We start from the raw sequence: 22421 nt of genomic DNA on the forward strand, positions 1-22421 counted from the left end.
AGCGCAGACTAATAGCCGAGTGTCATTGCTGGAAACTCGGTAAAGATCTGGTCCGCGAGCTCGATGAGCGGAGCGCTCAGCACAGGCGCAAACAGGCCAATCACCGCGACAACGACCAGGAGCTTCACAGTGAGTGGCAGGCTTTCATCCTGGATCTGCGTTGCTGCCTGGATGATGCCAATGGTTAGGCCAACAATCACCGATGCAATGAGCGGTGGCAGAATCCAGATCATGAAAACCACCAGTGATTGGCTCATTAGACTAACAATACTGGATCCGGTAATCATAAAGCTCCCGGCATCGTATAACTGAGCACAAGTCCGTGCATCAATCTTGACCAGCCATCAATAGCGACGAACAAGAATAGTTTGAACGGGACAGCTATAATCGTCGGGGATACCATCGACATCCCCATGGCCATCAATATCGTCGTGACGATAAGATCAATGACGATAAAGGGTAGATAAAGGAGGAAGCCGATTTCGAACGCGCGCTTTAGTTCTGATATCAGAAAAGATGGTACAAGAATGGCGAAATCATCTGCTGTGACTCTAGCGCGCATTTCCTCAGGCCAGACCTTTTCCGTCGAGGAGAGGAAAAATCGCCGCTGCTCTTCGTTTGTGAACTTCTTGAGATGTTCAAGCAAGGGCTGACTTCCTGCTTTGGCGGCTTCAGCCCAGTCGTCGAGCGATTGATAACGGAGTCTCGGATCTGTTATCCGATCATAGGTCTGCTCAGCAACGGGTGCGCTGACGAACATGGTGAGGATAAGTGCGGCTGCGTACAGCACGATGTTAGGTGGTATCGTCTGGGTCCCGAGTGCGTTGCGGACGAGGAACAGAACAACTGATACTTTTACAAACGCCGTGGTTGTGACGACCGCTAACACCAGCAAGCCGAGTGCCGCGGTTATCGCAAGAAGGGCCAGAATTGCCGGCTGCATTTCAGTCATTGCATGCCAACCTTCCACGGAGTCTGATGCCCAACTCATCTCCGATGCGCACGATGTCGCCACGTCCGATACACCGACCATTGGCAACTATGTCTACAAGGCCATCGATTGGCCGCCCAAGTTCAAAAACATGCCCATCGCCGGCACTCCTCAAATCGCCCAAAGAGATGGGCCAGCGGCCGCATTCAAAGACAAGCACGATCTCTATGTCATCGAGATCGGCATCCGACGGCCTTAGTTGCGATTCGGTTTCTGTCATATGCGCATACTCCAAGGGGCGTGATTGCGGGCGGAAAGGTCCCCGCAGGACTAGGTGGTCGCCCTCAAGGTCTGCCCTGGTCCATAACTGACCCACAGACAGAGCGATTTGGCCACGGCCGAACGGCGATATGTCTGGCAACAGAGCATCACCGACGGATGCTTTTCGAAGGAGCGCCGCCGAAGCTCGAAGCGTGCCGATCTCACCTGCAACTATGACCGGAAGGTCTGGGGAAAGCTCGCGCGGTTGCCGCGGCAATTGGCCAAGCAGTTCGGCCAGCGCGCGGAACGCAAACGGCACCAAGCCATCAAGAGGCGAGAAGAGGGACAGGCGACCCTTGCCACTGACCGAGCCGAAGACGATCTCCAGTTCCACATAAGGAGCCAATGTTATGGCTTTACCCACGCGAAGGAGATGCAAGGTCCGGTTCGTCTTATCCTCCAGTCGAGCGATAAGCGGCTCGAGCGCAAGTTCGAGAATGAGCGATGCAGTTGGCTCGGTAGGAAAAGCAAGCCCGCTCTGCACTGTCGAGACGAGCGCCTCTACAAGCGGTTGAGAGAGCGACAAGACGACCGTTTCACCTCCCAAATCCCAAATGCAGTCAAACATCGGAATGGCAGAAGACTCGTGTTGCCAAACAAGTCCTTCCATCGACACCGAAAGTGGTTTGTCGCCGACACGGCTCTGAAACGGCCCGCGTGAAGCCGCTATGTCGTTGATCCACGCGACGACCTCGGGGGACAGTGTCAGCGCTGGTTCGAATATGGTGCGTCTGGCCACGCCAGTCATCAAAGCGGATCTTAGCTGCACGATGCGGTCAATCCGAAACCTGCAGTTACCGGAACTCGTTGCGTGATCTCTGGGCGAGCGAACCCCTCCCATACCGCAGTAATATCTCGTCGTCGGCCTCTATCTCACCTGCGGCTTCAGAAAGAATATCGACGGCGCGCCGGAGGTCATCCTGGATCTGTTGCCATTTGTGCCGTGCTTCCGAACGCTTCACCAACAGGGCCTTTGCCTCAGACGCCGCTGTCTCGGCCTGCTCTTGAGCGATGCGCGCGTCGTCAAGTACCTGGCCTCTGATAGTGATCTCAGCCGCAAGCCGCTCTATATGAAGGTGGTGATGGTCGAGTGCGGCGCTGGACAAGGTGTTCAGCGACGTTAGTTCTTGGTAGAGTTGAGCTTCCTTTCCAGCACGCTGTTGCTGTGCGATTTCAAGCTCCCGAGAGGCATTCTGTGCGGCTACAATGGCCATGTGGTGCTGAGCTTCCTTCTTCGACAGTTTCCTACGGGCGTCGCGCTCGCGCATTTCCTTTAAAAGCCGTAGCCTTGAAGCGTAAGCATAATTCACGAGGTCAAACGCGACATCCATCCGACCGTCTCCTCAAAATCTGATACCTCGTCTTCGCTCTGGCGCAAAAACTCTTTCAACTCACCAATTGACGCGACGGCGCGGTCAGTAAGGGGGTCGCCGCCTTGCTTGTATTCGCCGACGTTGATCAGAAACTCGCACTCTGCATAGCGCGCGAGGAGATCACGAAAGAAGGATGCTGCCTTGCGATGCGTCTCAGAAACGACCGCATCCATAACTCGGCTGCGACTCTGCAGCACGTCGATAGCTGGGAAATGGGATCGCGCCGCAAGAGCGCGTGAGAGGACGATATGTCCGTCGACAATGCCGCGCGATTCCTCGGCGATCGGATCGCCTGTGCCATCACCTTCGACAAGCACAGTATAGAAGGCTGTGATTGAACCGCGCTCACCCATGCCGGCGCGCTCCAGCAGGCCTGGTAGTGCGGCAAAAACAGAAGGAGGAAAGCCCCGCCGGGTCGGCGGCTCTCCCGCAGCAAGACCTATCTCGCGCATCGCACGGCAGAAGCGCGTCAGCGAGTCCAACAGGAGAGCGACACGCAGCCCTTGTTCGCGAAAGTACTCCGCCAGGGCGGTCGCCATAGGAGCACATTGCGCCCGCTCCGTTGCCGAGCGATCGGAGGTCTCAACCACAACTATCGCACGGCGGAGGCCTTCCTCCCCAAGATGCCGCTCTACGAATTCACGTACTTCGCGGCCACGCTCGCCTATCAGCGCGACTATGACGACATCGGCGGCAGCACCTTTTACGATTTGTGATATTAGCGTCGACTTGCCCCCGCCAGGCTCGCCATAAATCCCGATCCGCTGCCCCTCACCGCATGTGAGGAGACCATCGAGCGCGCGCACCCCAAGCGGGAATGGCCGCTCAACCATGCGCCTCGTCATTGGATTGGGCGCCCTGCCGTGCAGCGGACGAACTTCGGTGGTTTTAACTTCGCCTTTGCCGTCGAGTGGACGGCAGCGGCTGTCGATCACACGGCCAAGCAAATCGGGGCCGATCGGCACTTCACGCATTCGTCCAGTGGAGACGACTTCCGCGCGGCTGGACAGACCCGCCAAGCCTCCGATCGGCGTGAGCAGCACGCCATTGTCCAACAAGCCGATTACCTCTGCTTCGAGCGACAGACCGGTTCGCGTATCCTGCAGCAGACAAAGTTCCCCAATCCGAGCCTCTGGCAAGACGGCATGGATCAGGGTACCAACAGCCCTCGTGATCCGTCCTCGCACGACGCGCGTATCGATTCTCTTTGCCGTGGACCACAAAGACGCGATCGCTGGCTCGAGAGGAGTCCCCTCAAGGCTATTATGCTGTGGTACCGGAGTGATCACAGTTCTCCTTCTTCAGAAAGGTACTCGAAGCCAAGGCGCAGCGCGCGCATCTGCGCATCAAGTCCAAGAGCGACGTTGCCATACTCGCTCCACAGCACACACTCTTGCGGCGACAACGTAGGATCCGTTTCAATTCGAACCTTCGGCCGCTTCTCCCGTCCGTCGCAACCGGCGAACTCGCGCGCGAGCATATCGACTTGCGTGGGACACACATGAAGGCAAACTTCTTCCGCGCCGTTGTATCTGCGCTCAATCGCGTGACGAACAGCCCTCACCAACAGCTCACCCGGATTGAAAGCACCTAAAAGATCGCTCAGTATCTCTATGACAAGCTGTGGCAATTCCTTTTCCAGAACTGCCTTTCGTTGCGCTACTTCGGTGACTGCTCGTGCAATCAGCCGTGACATTTCCTCGGCGCCTGTATTCAACCCCTCGGCGTAGCCGCGGGCCCGCTCCCTCTGATAAGCGGCGCGTGCCCAGGTACGGACCCGCTGCTGATGCCGTTTTGCTGCGGCAAGCGCATCTCCAGCGCTGTGCCAGATATTAAGCTCACTCGCGGGTATCAGTGGCCCCAATGGGCGCATCTGCGGCGCGACGGGTGCTGCTGAAATGTCGGCTGTCATATCACGGGCTCTCCATCTCGAAATGGGCTATCACGAGCGAAAACAACCCGCTTGAGGCACCATCGTGCTCAGGCGCCGGGTTCTCCGCGGCTGTACCGAGCGGCAAGCGTAGAAGCACGCGGTTCCGCTCAAGCGCTGGTCTTATGTTGAGCCAAGCACCAAGACAAGCATGTCCATCGTGTTCTATTTGCAACGCGAGTTTTTCCGGATCAGAGATCAATTTGTCTGCGATAGCATGCGCCAGATGTCGGATGCCAAATGCGTGCGCATCAGCGCCAATACGTTCAACGAGACGGGCGAGGTCACGCTGAGAAACGACTTTCAGAAGCGAACGGGCATGCCAAATACTTCCGGCAAGAAGAGCAGCGCGACGAGGATCATGGCCGCGCAGGAGATCGGGCCCCCATCCGATTCGGTTCCAATCCATGTCATTGCCAAGCAGCAATTCTGCCAGTCGTGGCTGAAGCCTCGCACACTTCTGCAACTGCACCACTGTCGCAGCCGACAACTCCGGATCGAGACGGGCGGCAAGACGCGTCGGATGGGTCGACGCAGCAAGCTCGCTCCTGGGAACGGAGTGCGATTGGAACGAAACATCAGGTTGGGTATTTTGTATCGCTATCGGCATTGGTAATTTCACCTACGCCCTAGCGCCGGTATCTTTTTACGAATAGCCGCGAGAGCGGAAACACCGGGGCGCTCCTGGACTCTAGATAGTTCGCCAGTTAATTGCCTGCGCCGATGTCCAAGAACGATGAACAAGAGGTAACACGTCACAGCGAACACTGCAGCGCCAACACCCACCGCGACAGCCAGGAGCGGCACTGGGATAGGCCTAGATGCTTGAGCCAAGTCAGGCTCCAGTAAAGACCGTTGCTCTTGTGCGGACCTTTCCACCGGCACCAAAACCACTTCTACCTTGTCGTAGGCCAAGCCTTCGATGCTTTCGGCGACGAGCATCTTTATCTTAGGCAGCAGAGATGGGAGATTCGTTTTGGCGTCGTGGCGGATAAAAACCGAGGCCGATGACGGTGTGTCGCCTGCTCGCAGCAGGTCGTTATGCGGCAGTACCACATGAACACGCGCCGAGAACACGCCATCGATATCGCTGATTGTATGCGACAACTCTTCGCTAAGGGCATAAACGTAACGTGCACGCTCCTCGGTCGGTGATGCAATAAGGCCCGAACCTTGGAATATTTCGCCAAGGTTCTTGAAAGATTGGCGCGGCAGCCCCTTGCCATTCAGGAGCTTGATTGAGAAGGCGAGCAACTTTTCGTCGACCTGGATTGTGCTGGTGCCATCCTTACCGGCCACCCGGACCGCATCAACCCCGTTGTCCATCAGAAGCGCGAGCATCTCATTCGCCTCGCGCTCTTGCAACTGGGTATAGAGATCGACCTTGCAACTGCTCAGAGCCAGGAGAAGTGGCAGCACGACGAGGCGAAGCGGTCGCCGGCCAGACGTGTCGCTGCTCGTTGTGTCGCCATGGGCTGAGCCGAACATGCGCGCTACTCACCCTTCCTTTAATAGTTTGTTTACGGATGAGGTGATGCCGCTGATACCCTTCGAAACAAGAGCAACTTGGGTCACGCCATTATAAAGATCCCGCAGACCGGCAACCATCACGTCAAAATCATGCCCCCCTTGCGGGATTCCCAACCTTTCGGTGCCCGCCCCATCTTCGACAGGGAGCTTCTGCGACGGCCCGGGCGGAGCGCCGCTTATAAGGGCCGCCTTATGGTTGGGCGCGGCAGCAGCAACTATACTATCCGGGCAAATCGCAGAAATCGTCTGCAGCACGCGGTCCTTCAGCGGGCTCGTTGGCGCCGCGCGGTGAACGTCCATCGGCGGAGAAATAGGCGCCGTCCTCACTGGCGTTGAAGCAGTATCGTTTTTCATCGAATCAGCCGCCTGTGCCAGAGCACGCTCAAACTGAGCTTGCTCGCCGAATGACGATGACGCGACCCTGGGGAGACTGTTAGAGATTGACGTGACAGGCAGCATCATGAGAAGGACTCGATTACTTAACTCTTTGACGTGGAACTCTAGCGAGGCGAGCTGACGACACGCTGACTACCGGCAGCGTCGCTTGCCCATTGAAGAGTGATGTTAGTCGAGTTGAACCGCATGGGAGATTTTCAGATTTGGTTTATCAAGACGAGATGCCGACAACGCCGATCCCATTCACACCGCTTCATATGTTTAGGAGACTGCTCTGTGTCGGGCTTTTTCTATTTGCCGGAATCCACACAACCCTCGGGGCCACCCTGCCGCTCCCCTCGACCTCCTATAAGTATACGGTTCTAGATCAGGATCTCTCTGCCGCGTTGCAGGAGTTCGGCAACAACCTGAAAATCAGTGTTAACATCAGCGCAGAGGTGAAGGGGCGGATTCGCGGGCGTATACCGGAGTTGTCACCGCGCGAGTTCCTCGACCGATTGACCGATCTCTACGATCTCCAATGGTATTATGACGGGGTTGTGCTCTATGTGTCTGCTGCAAAAGAAGCACAAACTCGGATGCTTGTGTTGAGTTCAGTTCACTTTAGTGCTTTCAAGCTCGCCCTCGATAAGCTTGACATCTCTGATGAGCGCTATCCGGTGAGACCCGCGCCGGGAAATGGCCTGGTCTTAGTGTCCGGCCCGCCGCGCTTCATCGCGCTCATCGAGCAGACGTTGAACGGTCTACTGGCAGTGGCGCAGGCGCAGCCTCGCGCAACCGATACGCCCGCGAGGGAATCTGTGATGGTACTGTTTCGGGGCTCCTCCACCACGGTCGTCCGCGGCGGGAGACCGGAAGTCTTTTATACTTCTGAGATGCTGCCAGAGAACGACGATGGCGGGAAGGCTGAGCTGAGCAAGAAATGAAATTCAGACTTTAGGATTAGCACCTCACTGCGGTCACCTCTTGATTGTTATTCGTCTAAGCCTCGTCAGTTTCTCGAAAGCTAAACCGCTCATGATGTGAATCGGTAGCTCCAACGATGTCGCCGACCATTGTGCCGGAATTGACCTTTGTAGCTAGCATGGAGCGAAGCAATCAAAAAGCATAGTTACTCCAGCGGAGGCTTTAAGATTGTCACTTCGTGAGCGCAAGCGCCTTATAGAAGGTCCTTGTGGAGGGACAACATCACGTCTGAGGATGCACAATGTCGGCCAGCAACCTTTTACCAATGATCAGCTCTAATCCTGCACAGTTCGCCCAGGCGTCGCTCGCCAAAGCTTTCGCGCCTCGGGTAGCCCAGGGGCAGCAAAGCGTATTGTCCTTCGAAGCGATGCTGTCCACTAACATGCTAGACAGGATTGGTCCTTTAGCCAGTCGGGAGGACCTGCTGCCGCCGGATGCCGAGTCGACCTTGGAGGATTTGCAGAAGGACCCATTGGCCCTGCTGCCCCCCCACATGAGGGCGGCGATCGAATCAATGGGTCAGACCCCGCAGTCGGCTGTTGCGATCGACGACCATTATGTCGCGCCAGCTCCCATACAAAGCTCGAGAATTACATGGAACGGTGGATCGCTGACTAAGCCTGAGTTGCAGATTGTCGCAGTGCTGAACCGTCACAAGGATCTGTGCCCACTCAGTTGGGAGTCGCTGGAGGCTAAAGTCAATGATCCCTCTACACCGCCGGATCTGAAAGCGGCAATCGAGGCATTGCTACAGGATCCCGAACTTTTTTATGCAATCGGCTCGCAGGGCGATGGTCGCTGTGGAGGCAAGATCACTGCGAAGGACTTGTCTGAATTTTCCAAACATCACCCACAAGTTGCCGCATTTCAGGAAAGCCAAGCGCAAAGCTACGCGCAGAACTACATCCCATCCGACAGCGCCGAGAATGCCCAGCCATCGGTCATGACCGAGAACGATGCTCTACGGGAGCTTTATCGGTACTCGGAATATCTTCCCAAGAACCTGAGTCTGGCCGACTTCAAGCAGATCGTCGACGGCGAAGCGAAAACAGGCAAATGTCCACCCCAGGTCATTGCGGCGGCTCAATACTTCGTCAGTCATCCGGAAGAATGGAAGAGGTTGTACGGTGGTAATATAGATAAGGTCCACAAAGAGGACTTCCTGCAAGTGGCCTCCTCGTCGATGAGCCTCACACAAGCCGAGTTGGACACGCTCAAGACAATTAACAGCCATCAGGAGTTATTTTTCGGGAGCGGTGATCTCACACGCGACAAGCTGGCGAGTATGGCAGACGACAAGAGCTTGGATCCGAAAGTACGTGAAGCTGCCTCGCAGCTCCTTTCAGATCCTCTTCTGTTCGGTCTGCTAAACAATGCGATTACGGGCTATAAGACTCATCATGGATTTTTCGACTTCGGCGGCGGACATACGGTCGATTCTGGCAACGTCAGCAAAGAAGACTTTGGCCGTTTCTACACAAACATGACTACGGCAAACCGCACCGTTCAGCAGCCAAAGTTCCATGTGCCGGAAACTGAGGCTGCGCAGAACGCTGTCGCAGACATGAAGATGGGCCTGGCGGACCAGCCTGACATCAAGTCACCGAAAAAGAACGGCGGAGCCCTCATACATGTCGTCGACTCCGTGCTGCGGGTAGGGTCTAAAGTGCTTGACTGGGCTGCAACGGCCGTGGGAGTGCTCAGCTTCATCCCGGGAATCGGACAGGTGGCCGATCTCGTATCCATGACGCTTGCATGCGAGGCGCAAGCCGCAAATCTCCTCCGTACAGCGATTACCGGAGGCAATATGAAGCAGGCGCTGATAGAGGCTGGCATAGGGGTCGCAGCACAAGCAGTCGGCCTTGTCTCGGGACCCGGGGTCAAGCTGGCTATTCGCAACGGGCTCGCAAGGAAGGCGATTGAAGAGGCCGCGACGGCCGGGATTAATCTGCCGCTTTCAATGGCGCAGCACTATGCAGAAGGCTATCTGAACGACCTGAAGGCACGCCTTACGGCCGACCATCCGGCCTAGGCCGTCGGCCTTCCCGGCTAGTTCATGACCCATTTTCCCATGTGGGTATCCTCACCGCGCCTCGCCGGCCGCTGTCGCTTGCACATTTGCGAGCGACGAGGCAGCGAACGCGCAGGAGACTAGACGTGAACGCGGATAATCAAGATATGTGCGATGCGAAAGAGCGAGCGTGAGGCCGGACCGCATGGAACATTGCCCTCTCTCCGCAGCACAATTGATCCCAACAGAAGAGGTGAACCCTGACAGGGTCGATGCACTGCAGGCCCAAATCCTGCAAACAGGCTCATGGACCGTGCCAATAACAGCCGAGAAGGATGCCTTATTCGTGATTGACGACTATCACCGGTTGACGGCTGCGCATCGCCTCCGGCTCACCAGGATGCCGGTGCTTCTTCTCGACAACGATTCGGTGCGGGTAGAGAGTTGGCGCCCAGGTGGGAACATTACTCCGGCTGAAATCTTCGCGATGGCGCGCAGCGGCCGCAAGTTTCCCTACAAGACGACCCGGCACGTTTTTGCCCACGGCTTGCCGACATGCGATGTGCCGCTTGAGCTTTTGAGCAGTCCCACTCCGATGGACATGGCGCCGGTCTTTTCCGCGGGGGCGCTGTGATGACGAAGATCGGCCATGGGCTGCCACCGATTCTGCGATCGGCGACTGCGGACCTTCTCACCAAATACGGTCCTCTTCTTTTCGATTGGGCCGCCCGCCACGGCTCCCCGCTCAATCTGGTCTGGCCGGATGCGTTGCGGGAGAATCTTGCCGCCTTGAAGGGCGTACTGACGGAGCGCCGCGTCGAGCATGCGATCTATTACGGGGCGAAGGCCAACAAATCGCCCGGGCTCATGCAGGCAGCGCTCAGCGCAGGCGCCGGGCTCGACGTCTCCAGCCTCTACGAGCTTCGCGACGCAAGGCGGCTTGGGGCCGATGGTGCCAGGCTTGTGGCGACGGGACCGGCGAAGACGAGCGCATTTCATCAAGCGCTGATCAATTGCAACGCGCTGATATCGGTGGACTCGCCGGAAGAACTGGAGGATCTCATCCACGGTCTGCCGGCAGATGCTGGCCAACAGCCGATCCTCTTGCGTTTGCGACCGAGGGACCAAAGCAAGAGCCGCTTCGGCATGCCGCCCGACGCGATTGTTCATTGCCTCGTTCGGCTTGCCGGCGAAGGCAGGCTCCGTTTCGACGGGCTGCATTTCCACCTTAGCGGCTATCGCCGGGAGACCCGTGTGGCAGCGCTCAGTGAGGCCGCCGACCTCATTGCCGAAGCCAGACGGATGGGATTTTTTCCGGGCATGATCGATATTGGCGGTGGCCTGCCTATCCAATATGTCGACCGAGCCAGGTACGACGCGCATCTCGCGGCGCAGGCGCCCGAGGACTACCGCACCGGGAAAATACCGGACTCTTTCTATCCCTATGGCAGCACTCTTTCAGCAGCCGACTGGCTGCACCGGCTCTTGGAGGCGGAGATGAACCAGGGCCGAAGCGTAGCCGGTTACCTGGCGCGTGAGGGTCTCACGCTGGCGATGGAGCCCGGCCGCGCTCTGGCCGACCAGGCGGCGATCACTGTCTTTCGAATCTCGCGGGTGAAGGCGCTCGGTCCGGATTCGCACGTCATCTTTGTCGAAGGTAGCAGCTTCAGCGCCTGCGAAACTTGGTTCGCCTCCGAATTCCTGATCGACCCTATTCTCGTGCCTGCCACCAAGGCGACCGTTCAATCGCCGCCGGTCCGCGCCTATCTGGCCGGCCATAGCTGCCTCGACGAGGACGTCATCAGCAACCGGTGGCTGACGTTCCCGACCGCGCCGCGCGCTGGCGACCTGCTCGTATACGCCAACACCGGCGGCTACCAGATGGACCTCCTCGAAAACGAGTTCCATCGCCATCCCATGCCCGCTCGCTTCTGCGTCATCGAAGACGCCGAAGGGCGGCCCAATCTCGTTCCCGACACAATTGGAGAGGTTTAGATGCTGCACACGACCGTAACACAATTGATCGGCCAGACGCCGGTCATGTCGATCGACGTGCCGGGCCGCAACGCCACCTTGGTTCTGAAGATCGAGAAGAACAATCCCGGCGGCTCGATGAAGGATCGTATGGCTCGCAGCATGGTGATTGCGGCCCTTGAGGATGGGCGCCTCGCTCCGGGCGGCACGATCGTTGAATCATCGTCGGGAAATACTGGCACGGGGCTGGCGCTCGCAGCGCTGGAATTCGGGCTGCGCTTCATTGCCGTGGTGGACCACCATGCAGCGCCCGACAAGATCCGCATGATGCGGGCGCTAGGGGCTGAGATCCGCTATGTCGAAGGCGACTTTCGCGAAGACGAGGTCGCAGTCGTCGAGCGCCAACGCCTCGCAGCGCAACTCGGCGCGCAGCTTCCGGGCGCGCTGTTCATGAACCAGTCCGACAACCCGGCAAATCCGGCAGGCTATACCGGCCTCGTGGACGAACTGGTTGCCCAGCTTCCCGACGGCATCGACGCCTTTGTCGGCTGCGTGGGGACCGGCGGCTCGATGACCGGAATCTCCCAGCGTCTGAAGCGTAACAATCCGGCCGTACGCACTATTGCCGTGGAGCCGGCCGGCTCGATCGTTTTCGGCAAGCCGGGGCACCCCTATTACCAGTCAGGAACGGGCACGCCCGCCGGCGATGAGGTCGGCAAGGTGCTGGACTATGGCTGCATCGACGAAGGCGTGCAGGTGACCGATACGCAAGCCTTCGAGACGGCGCGGTACATCGCCCGGCGCAAGGGACTGCTCGTTGGCGGCTCGACCGGCGGCGCCATCTACAAGGCGCTGGAGTTCATTGGCGCCGGCAAGCTCACCGGCACGGTCGTCACGACGGTTGCCGATGGCGGCGAGAAATATCTTGGCACGATTTTCGATGAGGAATGGATGGCGAAGCGCCGCCTGCTCGACCCGGCAATCGCTGCCCAGTTGGATGGCTGGCTATTCGGAAAGGCGCGGGCAGCATGAAGGTGACCATTTGCGGCGCTGGCCGCACCGGACATTTGAACGCGGTGCTGTTCAAGCAGAACCCGGGCATCGATGTTTCGGTCCTGACCACGTCCGCCACCGTGGCCGCGCGATGGGCGAGCGGGGGCGATCTCTGGCAAGCGGTGACGCGAGACGGTCGCACCCTGAGTGCTAGGCCCGACTACAGCGGAACCGACCCGAGCGCGGCGCTCGACAACGCTGACATGGTCCTCATAACGCAACCCGCCCAGGCAAGATCCGCGCTCTTGCATCGGATAGCGCCGTATTTGCCGACGGATAAGAGCGTCTATATCGGCGCGATTCCCGGCTTTTGCGGCTTCGACTGGCTCGCGGCAAAGGTGCTTTCGGGGCGTGACAATGTGGTGATCTGGGGCATGAAGGACGTGCCCCATATCGCTTATGATCTGATTGCAGGCCAGCGCGTGCGGATGGGCGGCGCCAAGGCAGAACTCTTCGTTGCCCTGGATCGCCGGGAAAGCGCTGCGAGCGCCGCCGCACTGATGGCGATGTTGAATCGCATCTACGAGGCGCCCGTCAACCTGCTCAAGGACTATCTCGAAATCACGCTGACGCCGGGCAACGCGCTGATGCACCCGGCCGTGCTCTACGCGCTCATCGGCCCCGGCGCACCGTGGGAAAAAAGACCGTTCGACGAAGCCCTGTGCTGGTGGAGCGACTGCCCACAAGCAGGCGCCGAGCTCCTGGAAGCTTGCGATGCGGAAAACCAAGCGATCCGCCGGGCGAGCGAGGCACGTCTCGGCATTGATCTCAGCTCAGTGAAGCCGCTTCAGCAGGAACTGATCGAGGCCTATGGCGACCAGATTGGGGATGACCGAACCATGTACACGCTTCTACGCACAAATCGCGCCTATGCGGGCATTCCTGCCCCCCTCGTTCCCAATCCACATGGCCCGGGGCTCGTCATCGATCGCGGAAGCCGCGCCTTCCATGAGGATATCGCTTTCGGACAGGCGCTGCTCGTCACGATGGCAGAACGGCTCGAGGCGACGGTACCGGCGATCGCCAAGACCTATCGCTGGGCGTGCGACTACCACGGCAAATTGGCTGCGGGTACACCAGACTATGTCCCAGCCGACTGGCCGGAGGCCGCCTGATGGACGAGAAGACGCCTTCCGTGACGAATCCCGTCGAGAACGAGGATCTTGCGCTTTTGACGCAGGCATCGCGCAACGCGATCAACCGGCTGGTGCGCTGCCTGTTCGCCGAGCGCCTGCTCGCGCCGAACGCCTTGCTGTGGGCACGCGAAGGCCGCCAGGCCTGGTTCCCCCTCTGGCCCTCGCAGCGCATGCTGCACTTCACCGATCTCAGCCTCGCGCCCGCCGGAACCTTGCGGAACCGTGGACAGATCGAAGTGCTGGACGGCACCGGGGCACGGCAGCGGATCGATGATCCGGCCGCCCTGATGCGGGAGGTTGCCCCCTCTCTCGCGATCACGCCCGCTTCTGACGGACTGGAGCATTTGCTGCGCGACGTGGACAACAGCATGCGCAACGACATGCTGGCGCGCCGCGAGCGCGGGCGCTGGAGCGCCAGGCTGCGCCAGGAAATCGCCGAAGCCGGTGCGCCCGGCTTCCTTGCCTATCTCGAAAGAAGCTTGCCGACGCATTTGGCCGCGATGACCCTCGACCAATGGGGCGCGCTCGAAGGCCACCCGTTCTATCCGACCTGGAAGGCCAAGCCCGGCCTGGCGGCGGAGGAGGTCGCCGCACTGTCCCCCGAGTTCGGCGCGCGCGTGCCCCTGCGCATTGCGGCGCTCCGCAGCAGCTGGGCCTACGTCGAGAAGATGCCGCATGTCGGAAGCTATTCGGAATGGTTCGCTGAGAACTTCCCGGATCTCTCGCGCGATTGGGCGGAGGGCCTGAAAGCGCGGGGCCAGTCACCCGAGGACTGGCTGCCTCTGCCGGTCCACGCCTGGCATCTGGAGCACTTCGTGCGCCGCGAATTCGCGGCAGAGATCGAAGCCGGCATTTTCGATCCTGACGGCCCGGAGATCGTGACGTTGCCGTCCATGTCGTTTCGCACGATGCTGCCGAAGACCGAGGCGCCAAGACCCTTCATCAAACTGCCGGTTGCGATCTGGATGACGAGTGAGCAGCGCACGCTGCAGGCGAAGTCGATCCATATGGGACCGCGCCTCAGCACGCTGATTTCCGACATTGTGTCGGAGGAGGATGACCTCAGGTGCAGGCTGGAGATCCTTACTGAAGAGCTTGGGGCGATTCTGCGTCATCCCGAAACCGGCGACGAGCATCTCGGCCGCTTTCTTTCGGTGGTCTATCGCAAGGCCGATGCTCTTGCCCGTCGAGATGGCCTGCTGCCGGTAACCGTCGCCGCGCTTCTGACCGCTGGCCCTGTCGACGGCCGGCCACTGATCTGCGAACTCATCGGAAAAAGCGGCGACGAGAGCGAAGCGGCGATCGCTGTGTTCTTCCGGCTCTATGCTCGCACCGTTGTCCGACCGACTCTGGCCATGTATCTCCTCTACGGCATTGCATTCGAGGCGCATCAACAAAACAGCACGGTCCTTTTCGATGATCGCGGCCTGCCACGGAAGCTCTTGATCCGCGATTTCGGTGACGGCCGCAGTTTTGCACCGCTCTTCACCGAACGCGGTTATGAGCTGCAGCCGTTCAGTCGAGGGGGCATCCTGCCAACCACCTTCGACGACGATATCAGCCTCGTGCGCTCGTTCCTCATCAATGCGTGCTTTGTCTGCCATCTTCACGAGATCGCCCTTTGCCTGACCGAGCAATATTCGGTTGCGGGTGACAGCCTTTGGCGCGTCCTCAGGGAAGAAACGGAAGAGGCGTTCGAGACGTTGCGGCCGCGCATGCTCTCGGATGCGTTCTGGCTCGAGGAACGCCAGGCCTTCCTCGAACGGCCCTGGCCGGCACGCTCGGTCCTGCGGATGCATCTCGAGCGCTATCGCGACTACCGCATCGAGCACCAATTGCCCAATCCGTTGGCGAGTGCGGAATGACCAGGACAGTCGCGGTCCTGCGCGGTTTCGGACCCGACTTCGCGCTGCTGTTCGGACTTCAATTCATCTCCATGGGCGCCATGGAGATGAACGGTCCCTTCTGGCCGATTCAGATCAAGGCATTGAGCCCCTCGGACAGCGTCTTTGGCCTCGCGGGTATCGGCGTCTACGTCTGCCCGATGCTCGGCGTATCGCTGACGAGTGCCTTTTGGGGACGTATGGGCGACCGGTACGGCAATCGCCTGATGATGGTCCGGGCCTTGCTGGGCCTGGCGATCACGCAACTGCTCGTCGCCTTCGCCCAGGATGTCTGGACCATTCTGGCGTTGCGCTTTCTGCAGGGGGCCTGCGCTGGCTATATCGCTCCGGCCCAGGCCTACGGCGTTGAGGTCACCGGCGGGCGCGATCGCGCCCGCCTCTTCGCCTGGCTGCAGGTGGCGACGAATGTCGGCTCGCTGGGCGGCGCTTTCCTCGGCGGGCTCATCCTCGACGCCTTGCCTTTTGCGGCCGTCAACCTCACCGCCGGGGTGATCTGCGCATTCTGTGCCGCAGTCGCCTGGACAAGCCTGCCGGTTCCACCAGGAGGAGCGGGACTCACGAAAACCGCGAAAGCAACAACAGTCTCTTGCGCGCCTTCCACGGGGGTGTCCGTGTTCGGACTACTTGCTCTGATGGGATTGCTGCTTGCGAGCAGGATGGTGCTGCAGGTGCCCTTTTCCCTCTATATGTCGGAGGTCTACGGCTCTCAGCATTGGATCACGGGATTGAGCTATGGCCTTCTTGCGCTCGGCTTTGTGGTCGCAGCGCCGGTGTGGGCCCGGACCTTCGAAGGGCGAGAGCCGTCTTTTGTGCTCGGATGTAACGTGCTGATCGCTGGCGGATGCTTCGTCGCCACCGGGCTCGCTGGCTCGACCCGTGCGATAGGGCTGTTCGCAGCGCTCTATTTTGCCTGGGGCGCGCTGCTTGGAGGAACGACACCGGTTCTCCTGTCGCTCGTCTCGGCCGCGACGCGAAGCGAAAGGCAGGGATCGGTCCTGGGGCTTGCGCAGACCTGCCAGCAGGGCGCTTCGGTCGTCGGGATCATTGCAGGAGTCGCCGCCACGCAACGGTTTGGGCTCAAGGCAGCTTTCCCGCTCGTCACGGGCCTCTACGGCCTGTCTTTTCTCGTGGCGCTCGGCCTGTGGCTGAAGGCGCGCCAATCACGTCGGTAAAGAAGAAATATCGTGTTGAAACATTGTCTCTTGGCGCGTGCCATGTTGACAGCTGTTGTCTCTATCATCCTGGATCTGTCGACGGGCTTCGCCAGCGACGCGACGTTCGAGCGAACATAAGTCCGGTCTTCATTCGGTCCATCTGATTGTCAGCTTCTCGAAAGGTATCTCTCTTACAATTGCAGGGCGAATTAGACGGTGATGCCGCCTCCGCATCGGAAAGGCTTGGGGCCTCCATATTTCAAAGGAGAAACAGGATGGATATCAATTCAACCCGCCCACTAAACGCAAGCCCACAGCCCGACTCTCCACCACCCGCCAACGAGAGTGCATTTGCGCATCAGCTGAGCGGATTTCAATATAGCCCTCCACATGCCGCTGACTCACTATTGCCGCAGGTTGAAGCCGATTCCCCATATTTGGACACCGGGCATCCCTACTCGCAGTATTTGGATTCAGCATATCCTTATCCATCACCTTGTGAATGGCAGCATGACCTGTATACCAGGACTAGGGAAAGGTCTCCCCATCCTAGCGAGCAGCGACCGCATGCTCGGGTGCTACAGGACGCGCCCGAACACGACCAGGATCAGCACGTGGAAGCCGCGGGACCGCGAGCTGGATCATGGCAAGTGGGGCCATCACGATCTGGACCGTCGCAAGCCGGGCCATCCTCGTCCGCCACCCCACTGAACGCAAGCCCACCGCCACATGCCACCGACTTAGAAACCGAGCATCCCTACTCGCAGTATTTGGATTGGGCGAATCCGTCATTGCTTGATTGGCAGCATGACCTGCATACGCGGGCTACAGCTTCTCCCGCGCCACTGACCGCTGAGAGGGGAAAGTCTCCCCAGCCTAGCGAGCAGCAACCGCATGCTCGCGCGCTGCAGGTGCCCGAATACGATCAGGATTTGATATGGCAGCGCGTGGATGCCGCGGGGCCGCAAGCTGGACCGTGGCAGGTGGGGCCATCACACTCTGGACCGTCGCAAGCCCGGCCATCGCACGCTTGGCCGTCCTCGTCCGCAGGGGCCGAGCCGACTGAACTTTCTGATTTCGTTATGGATAGCGGCGTTCGTGCGTGGGACCACTGGTTCTTAGCTCCTCACATGGCCTCAGAAGACCAGATGAGCATGCTAAGAGCCACGGGGCTAATGCCAACCGCAGAGGTCCCGACAACAACGTTTTTAATGATGGGCATGCCGCACGTTGCCGAATTCCGAGGCGAGGGAGTTATTCGCATCAGGCCATCGCTGGATTTTGACATTTGATCTGCGGACTCGGGTGCGGGCTTTCCTGCAGAGTAGGCGTTCACGATCGAAGCGCACAGCGTATGCCTGCAGCTGACAGGGGCAGGAATTCTTAGCACCCCCGTCTGACAGGCGCCATACGTTACAAGCGTCAAGATATTGACGCCAGCCAGACCTATATACACGTCGACTCAGCTTCGTATCGGCGAGACTGACGTACCGACCCTCTAACTGGCTGTCTGGGCGTCGATCGATCTTGCTTATGCACAAGCGCCGATAGGGGCTCAACAATTTCCGTGCCGACTGACACCCCGGCAAGTGATCCCATCCGATCTCGCCACACTCTAAGTGACTGCAACCGCGGTAAACAAAGTCGGGAGCGCCGCGCCGCTCATGCGAATCGAGTGCGTTGAGGGGACACCCAACCCGGATGAAGCGATCATCGGGAACAGTCGCGTTCCTGGCTCATAAGCCACCTTTACCCGTCGAGGTCCTGTAGGTGGTAACTGGTATGGCCGCCCGATCACCATCGCTGGGCTTGACAAATCTATTGCCGAGCAAATCGCGCGGATCGTTGATCATTACTGCCAGATTGTGGCTCGTCGAACAGCCGATCGGCTGGTCGAAGAATTCGTCATTAAGTAACTGGCTGGAAAGCGACCGGCAGATTGGAGGGAGGGCATGATAGACAACGGCCTCTACCCGCAGCTGCCCGCGGTCATTTTGGTCAAGCAAATGGATGTTGGAAGCGCCGATGCCCATCTGTCTGGCTTGATGGACTGCCTCTGCGCTGAGCCGGGACGACCCGCTGATAACGAGGTGAAGGGCATCCCTCCGGCCGCGACTGGCCTTCCATAGGAAGGCAAGAAGACGCTGCTGTTCGGAAGCGTGAAGGCTCTCCAACTTCAAGACGGTGGACTCCTGTCGGACAAAAATCGGTGTCGATTGCTCGACATAGATCGGTGCAGTGCTTGTGCAGCCTGCTAGGCTTGCTGTCAAAGCGAGCAGGTGAGCTATGATCCGCAACGTCATTCGGCAACACTATTCGATGATGAAGCCGAGATCGCCCTTGACGCTTGGCGCGTCGGTGCTGATAGCAGCGCGGGCTCGCGGCGGAGTGCCCAAAGCCGGAGCCATCCGGTCCGTGGGTGCGCTCATTTGGTTGGGGTTGGAGCCTGGCCTGACGATGTAAGGCGTAACCAAAATAACCAATTCCGACTCCTCCTTTTGAAACGAGGACGAACGAAACAGAGCGCCAAGGATGGGTATTCGGCCAAGCCAGGGAAATGCACTGATATCATTGTTGACGTTACGCCTGATGAGACCGCCAATCACGAAGCTCTGCCCGCTCGCGAGCTCGACGACTGTATCGGCACGCCGCGTGGAAACTGCCGGCACGGCGATCCCGTTGACTTGAACGGCACCTTGTAACGATAGTTCACTGACTTCCGGCTTTACGTGAATGTTGATTAGGTTGTTGTCGAGAACAGTTGGTACGAATTCAAGACTGACGCCGAAGCGGCGAAATTCCACCGAGGTTTGCCCATTTTCCTGCAGGACAGGAATGGGAAATTCGCCGCCGGCGAGGAAGCTGGCAGTTTCACCCGACATAGCAGTGAGGTTCGGCTCAGCCAAGACGGAAGCTATGTGCTCCTTAGCAAGCGCGTCGAGAACCGCGCCGACGCTGACAGCATCATTGTCGAATCCGATTTCTGCTGTACCGCCGCTACCAGTTGCCGAACCAAGTCCAGCACCTCTGTTTAACACACCCACCTTGAAATTGCCGAATTGACCGAAGGCGGACAAGTTGATGCCGAGTGCCTTCAGACCGCTGCGGGAGACTTCCGCTACGCGCACACTGAGATTAACCTGCAAAGAGCCGGCGACCTTGATATTGTTGACGATCGGCGCACCGTCACCGAGAAATTGCTCAGTAACTCTTTTTGCAATGTCAACGACTTCGGCATTGGGCGCTGTACCGCTGAGGATTGCGCCGCGTGGCGTATAGCTGACGTGGATCGGGTAGTCGCCGACCTGGTCTCGCAACATGGCACGCAAATCCCCGATCGGCTGCGTTACTACAACATGCAACTCGGCGAGAGCCTCGCCATTTTCGTCCAGAGCGAATAGGCTGGTCCGACCGAACTTCTTGCCAAAGACGAAGATCGTTCTATTGGAGGGTGCCTGATAATCAGCAATTGTTGGGTCGGCCACAAAGATGGTCGCGGCTGGCGCGGGCAAATGAACTGTCTTGCCCAGCGAAGAGGAAAGGTTCAGCGTGGCGTTGATGCTGTTGGGAGCGGCACGAGGCACCGCTTCATCCCCGTTGTTTTCGGCAGCGGCGGACATAGGCGACAACAGAACGAGCGCGTAGAGAAGATTGCTCCAGTATGGAACAGTTGACCTTGAACCGACGATGGGGGTCGGCCATCGATCGGCGCTAGCATGACCAGTTGGAGTGGCTTTCAAGGCAGTCCTTCCTTCAAATTCGACTATGCTGATGACGCGTCAGTCAATTCAAGAACGTAGCCAATGCCGCGCACGGTCCTGATCCGCAACGTGGCACCTGACCTACTGAGATACCCGCGTAAGCGGTAGATTCCGGCTTCAAGCGCGTTGCCTGAAACTTCGTCGTTGAACGAATAGAGTTGATCTTCCAACCGCGCACGCGGCACGATGCGACCCGCGCGGTTAAGCAGATGCTCTAGAATGCATAGTTCGCGACGTGCGATCATTAGCGGATGACCGTCAACCGACACCTGTCGGCCGATCGGATCGAAGTGGAGGTTGCCAAATTCAATGATGGGGCAAGTGATCTGTGTCGATCGGCGCAGAAGGGCCCGCATTCTGGCGATGAGCTCATCCGTAGAGACGGGTTTACGGAGAAAATCGTCCGCGCCACTATTGAATACCGAAATTCGTTTCTCGAGATCGTCGAGCCTGCTCATAATGACGGCAGGAACTGAATACCCGTCGCTCCTTAGCTGCCTCAGCCAATCCAGTCCATCGCCATCTGGCAGTACCAACTCCAGCAGAAGAATTTCATAGCTCGCTGAAAAAAATGCGCTCGACGCCTGTTCCAGCGTGCCAACTACATCAACGGCAAAGCCGCCGTCACCGAGCGCGCCTCGGACCGCGCGGGTAAGATCCGTATCCACGAGCAACGTTCGCATTTCATTCTCCTATCAAGGCAGGACAGCCAATTGAGCACGTCACCGCGGACTATGACCGGGGTGACAGCAGTACCGCGCGACTGATCGCAGTATTCGTACCCGCTCCTTGCGAGGGCTAATCGAAGGAGCATGTAACCCAAACACCTGTGATAGCGGGGGCGAAGGTCTGTTGACGAGCAGAAATACACCGGTCGGCGAGCCCATGATGCCAAAAATACACCTGCGATTTCTCTGCGCATTGATATGCCCTTACACCTTCATTAGATCAGCCTTTGCCTTAAGAGAAACTGATTGAGCAAATCGATTCTTCGGATCGAAGGCATCTGCATCATGAATGCATTTCGCTACATTTACTTCGGGGGTCGAGCTGTCGTCGCACACTGCTCTGCCGTTACATGAACCACTCAGGCTGAACGGCGAGCTCCGGTTCGATCAAGGATCGCGAGACGAACACTGATGGACATCCAGAACACACTAGCGCGATTGACTATTACCCAATCCTAAATTCGCTGGAAGAAGTTTTGTGGCTGTACATGAACAACGCCCTAACCCCTCCGCGTCAGCTTTCTGTCAGCCAGGCTGATTAACAGCAGCAGTAGATATTGGGCGCAGATTTAATGGTGCTCTTCGGAAACCAATGTGGAGTGGGGCACGTCTGGCATCAATGGCTCATCACATCGGATCAACGTTTGGTTCCGACGCGGTTGAAGTGAGGCGATTCGCGGCGAACTAAGAAACTAGGAGCAAGCTGGCATACAAAAAGGCTTCGCGGGTGTGTCGCCTGCCGCCTGCAGTCCGCGATGTCAAGCTCCTGAAGGTTCAATCAGGAGCTATTCGTCCTCTGCGAAAGTGAGAGGTCGGTCGTTTTACTCCATGTGTGGGTCAGGACTCGTCGGCTGGCAGCACTGATCCTGGAAAGAGTTTAGAACCATATCTCAAGCGCATGGCGGGATATGAACTTTGCATAGCGCGACCGGGTCGATGCGGCACTAGTATCCGCCATCGCTTCGTCTGATTATCAGAAAGATGCCATTGATGCACTCAGGAAAGTTCCAGCCAGGCGGCACGCCCGCACAAGACAATGTGATCCTGGGCGGGTCGTCCTCTCCTGATCCTGCTGCCGAGACATTAACCCGACGCGTCGATCGGGTTGAGGAGGTCGGCGTCGCTAAAGAGGGTCGAACTCAAGGTCTTTGCTGGCACGCAGGAGTGGTTCATTGAGGCGATGGGCGAAGAGTTCCACAGCCGCGTGCCAGATCGGCTCGAAAACTGCGGACTGCCCGGAGCCACTGATGCCC

At 58.5% G+C, this 22421-nt stretch carries 21 protein-coding genes; 9 read left to right on the forward strand and 12 right to left on the reverse strand.

Annotated elements, in window-relative coordinates; translation table 11 throughout:
• Positions 1 to 8: 8 nt before the first annotated feature.
• From SS05631_RS28330 to nolB, 9 genes are read right to left on the reverse strand one after another with little or no spacing between them, the layout of a single operon-like run.
• The gene (locus SS05631_RS28330; protein ID WP_014857565.1) at positions 9 to 287 is read right to left on the reverse strand and encodes an EscS/YscS/HrcS family type III secretion system export apparatus protein; all 279 of its coding nucleotides are present in this window, start codon (positions 285 to 287) and stop codon (positions 9 to 11) included.
• The gene (gene sctR / locus SS05631_RS28335) at positions 284 to 952 is read right to left on the reverse strand and encodes a type III secretion system export apparatus subunit SctR (protein WP_037426161.1); all 669 of its coding nucleotides are present in this window, start codon (positions 950 to 952) and stop codon (positions 284 to 286) included. Before sctR ends, SS05631_RS28330 begins: the two co-directional genes overlap by 4 nt.
• Complete coding sequence (gene sctQ / locus SS05631_RS28340; RefSeq protein ID WP_037426158.1) at positions 945 to 2000, reverse strand: type III secretion system cytoplasmic ring protein SctQ; 1056 nt, start codon at positions 1998 to 2000, stop codon at positions 945 to 947. Before sctQ ends, sctR begins: the two co-directional genes overlap by 8 nt.
• 46 nt (positions 2001 to 2046) lie before the next feature.
• A complete protein-coding gene (locus tag SS05631_RS28345; protein ID WP_014857562.1) occupies positions 2047 to 2583 on the reverse strand; it encodes a hypothetical protein in 537 nt (178 codons plus the stop codon).
• Positions 2559 to 3914, reverse strand: coding sequence for a type III secretion system ATPase SctN (gene sctN / locus SS05631_RS28350; RefSeq protein WP_037426155.1), 1356 nt, complete (start codon positions 3912 to 3914; stop codon positions 2559 to 2561). Before sctN ends, SS05631_RS28345 begins: the two co-directional genes overlap by 25 nt.
• The gene (gene nolV / locus SS05631_RS28355) at positions 3911 to 4537 is read right to left on the reverse strand and encodes a nodulation protein NolV (protein ID WP_037426152.1); all 627 of its coding nucleotides are present in this window, start codon (positions 4535 to 4537) and stop codon (positions 3911 to 3913) included. The genes sctN and nolV overlap by 4 nt, the downstream gene beginning before the upstream one ends.
• A gap of 1 nt (position 4538) precedes the next feature.
• Positions 4539 to 5177, reverse strand: a complete 639-nt coding sequence (nolU, locus tag SS05631_RS28360) for a nodulation protein NolU (protein WP_015633406.1) — start codon at positions 5175 to 5177, stop codon at positions 4539 to 4541.
• Positions 5174 to 6043, reverse strand: coding sequence for a nodulation protein NolT (nolT, locus tag SS05631_RS28365; RefSeq protein WP_037426145.1), 870 nt, complete (start codon positions 6041 to 6043; stop codon positions 5174 to 5176). Before nolT ends, nolU begins: the two co-directional genes overlap by 4 nt.
• 9 nt (positions 6044 to 6052) lie before the next feature.
• Positions 6053 to 6547: a nodulation protein NolB gene (gene nolB / locus SS05631_RS28370; RefSeq protein ID WP_014857557.1), complete on the reverse strand. Its 495-nt coding sequence runs from the start codon at positions 6545 to 6547 to the stop codon at positions 6053 to 6055.
• Between the two features lie 155 nt (positions 6548 to 6702).
• Here nolB and nolW point away from each other — a divergent pair, with 155 nt between their 5' ends.
• The 9 genes from nolW (at position 6703) to nopL (ending at position 17971) form a co-directional block, all read left to right on the forward strand.
• Positions 6703 to 7407: a nodulation protein NolW gene (gene nolW, locus SS05631_RS28375; protein WP_032490256.1), complete on the forward strand. Its 705-nt coding sequence runs from the start codon at positions 6703 to 6705 to the stop codon at positions 7405 to 7407.
• A 281-nt stretch (positions 7408 to 7688) separates the two neighbouring features.
• Entirely contained in the window at positions 7689 to 9479 is a 1791-nt protein-coding gene (nopX, locus tag SS05631_RS28380; RefSeq protein WP_037426143.1) for a type II secretion system effector nodulation protein NopX, read from the forward strand.
• A gap of 184 nt (positions 9480 to 9663) precedes the next feature.
• Positions 9664 to 10092, forward strand: a complete 429-nt coding sequence (locus tag SS05631_RS28385; RefSeq protein ID WP_014857553.1) for a ParB N-terminal domain-containing protein — start codon at positions 9664 to 9666, stop codon at positions 10090 to 10092.
• Positions 10092 to 11453 carry a Y4yA family PLP-dependent enzyme gene (locus SS05631_RS28390; RefSeq protein ID WP_037426141.1) on the forward strand — a complete coding sequence of 454 codons (1362 nt, stop codon included), beginning with the start codon at positions 10092 to 10094 and terminating at the stop codon, positions 11451 to 11453. Before SS05631_RS28385 ends, SS05631_RS28390 begins: the two co-directional genes overlap by 1 nt.
• Positions 11454 to 12464 carry a cysteine synthase family protein gene (locus tag SS05631_RS28395; protein ID WP_037426137.1) on the forward strand — a complete coding sequence of 337 codons (1011 nt, stop codon included), beginning with the start codon at positions 11454 to 11456 and terminating at the stop codon, positions 12462 to 12464.
• Positions 12461 to 13600 carry an NAD/NADP octopine/nopaline dehydrogenase family protein gene (locus SS05631_RS28400; RefSeq protein ID WP_014857549.1) on the forward strand — a complete coding sequence of 380 codons (1140 nt, stop codon included), beginning with the start codon at positions 12461 to 12463 and terminating at the stop codon, positions 13598 to 13600. Before SS05631_RS28395 ends, SS05631_RS28400 begins: the two co-directional genes overlap by 4 nt.
• On the forward strand, positions 13600 to 15486 hold the full coding sequence (locus SS05631_RS28405) for an IucA/IucC family protein (protein ID WP_037426133.1): 1887 nt from the start codon (positions 13600 to 13602) through the stop codon (positions 15484 to 15486). The genes SS05631_RS28400 and SS05631_RS28405 overlap by 1 nt, the downstream gene beginning before the upstream one ends.
• A complete protein-coding gene (locus SS05631_RS28410) occupies positions 15483 to 16697 on the forward strand; it encodes an MFS transporter (protein WP_037426130.1) in 1215 nt (404 codons plus the stop codon). The genes SS05631_RS28405 and SS05631_RS28410 overlap by 4 nt, the downstream gene beginning before the upstream one ends.
• A gap of 257 nt (positions 16698 to 16954) precedes the next feature.
• On the forward strand, positions 16955 to 17971 hold the full coding sequence (gene nopL / locus SS05631_RS28415; protein ID WP_014857546.1) for a type II secretion system effector nodulation protein NopL: 1017 nt from the start codon (positions 16955 to 16957) through the stop codon (positions 17969 to 17971).
• Positions 17972 to 18415: 444 nt separating this feature from the next.
• Here the strand turns inward: nopL and SS05631_RS28420 are convergent, their stop codons facing one another.
• Genes SS05631_RS28420 through SS05631_RS28430 form a run of 3 tightly spaced genes read right to left on the reverse strand, consistent with a single transcriptional unit; the run spans position 18416 to position 21123 of the window.
• Positions 18416 to 18982 (reverse strand): CpaD family pilus assembly lipoprotein, encoded by a 567-nt coding sequence (locus SS05631_RS28420; RefSeq protein WP_014857545.1) that lies wholly within the window; start codon positions 18980 to 18982, stop codon positions 18416 to 18418.
• Positions 18983 to 18991: 9 nt separating this feature from the next.
• Positions 18992 to 20419 (reverse strand): type II and III secretion system protein family protein, encoded by a 1428-nt coding sequence (locus tag SS05631_RS28425; RefSeq protein ID WP_037426125.1) that lies wholly within the window; start codon positions 20417 to 20419, stop codon positions 18992 to 18994.
• 23 nt (positions 20420 to 20442) lie between these two features.
• Positions 20443 to 21123 (reverse strand): response regulator, encoded by a 681-nt coding sequence (locus SS05631_RS28430; protein ID WP_014857543.1) that lies wholly within the window; start codon positions 21121 to 21123, stop codon positions 20443 to 20445.
• Positions 21124 to 22421 lie beyond the last annotated feature (1298 nt).

The sequence above is a fragment of the Sinorhizobium sp. CCBAU 05631 genome, assembly GCF_002288505.1.
GTDB classification, from domain to species: domain Bacteria; phylum Pseudomonadota; class Alphaproteobacteria; order Rhizobiales; family Rhizobiaceae; genus Sinorhizobium; species Sinorhizobium fredii_C.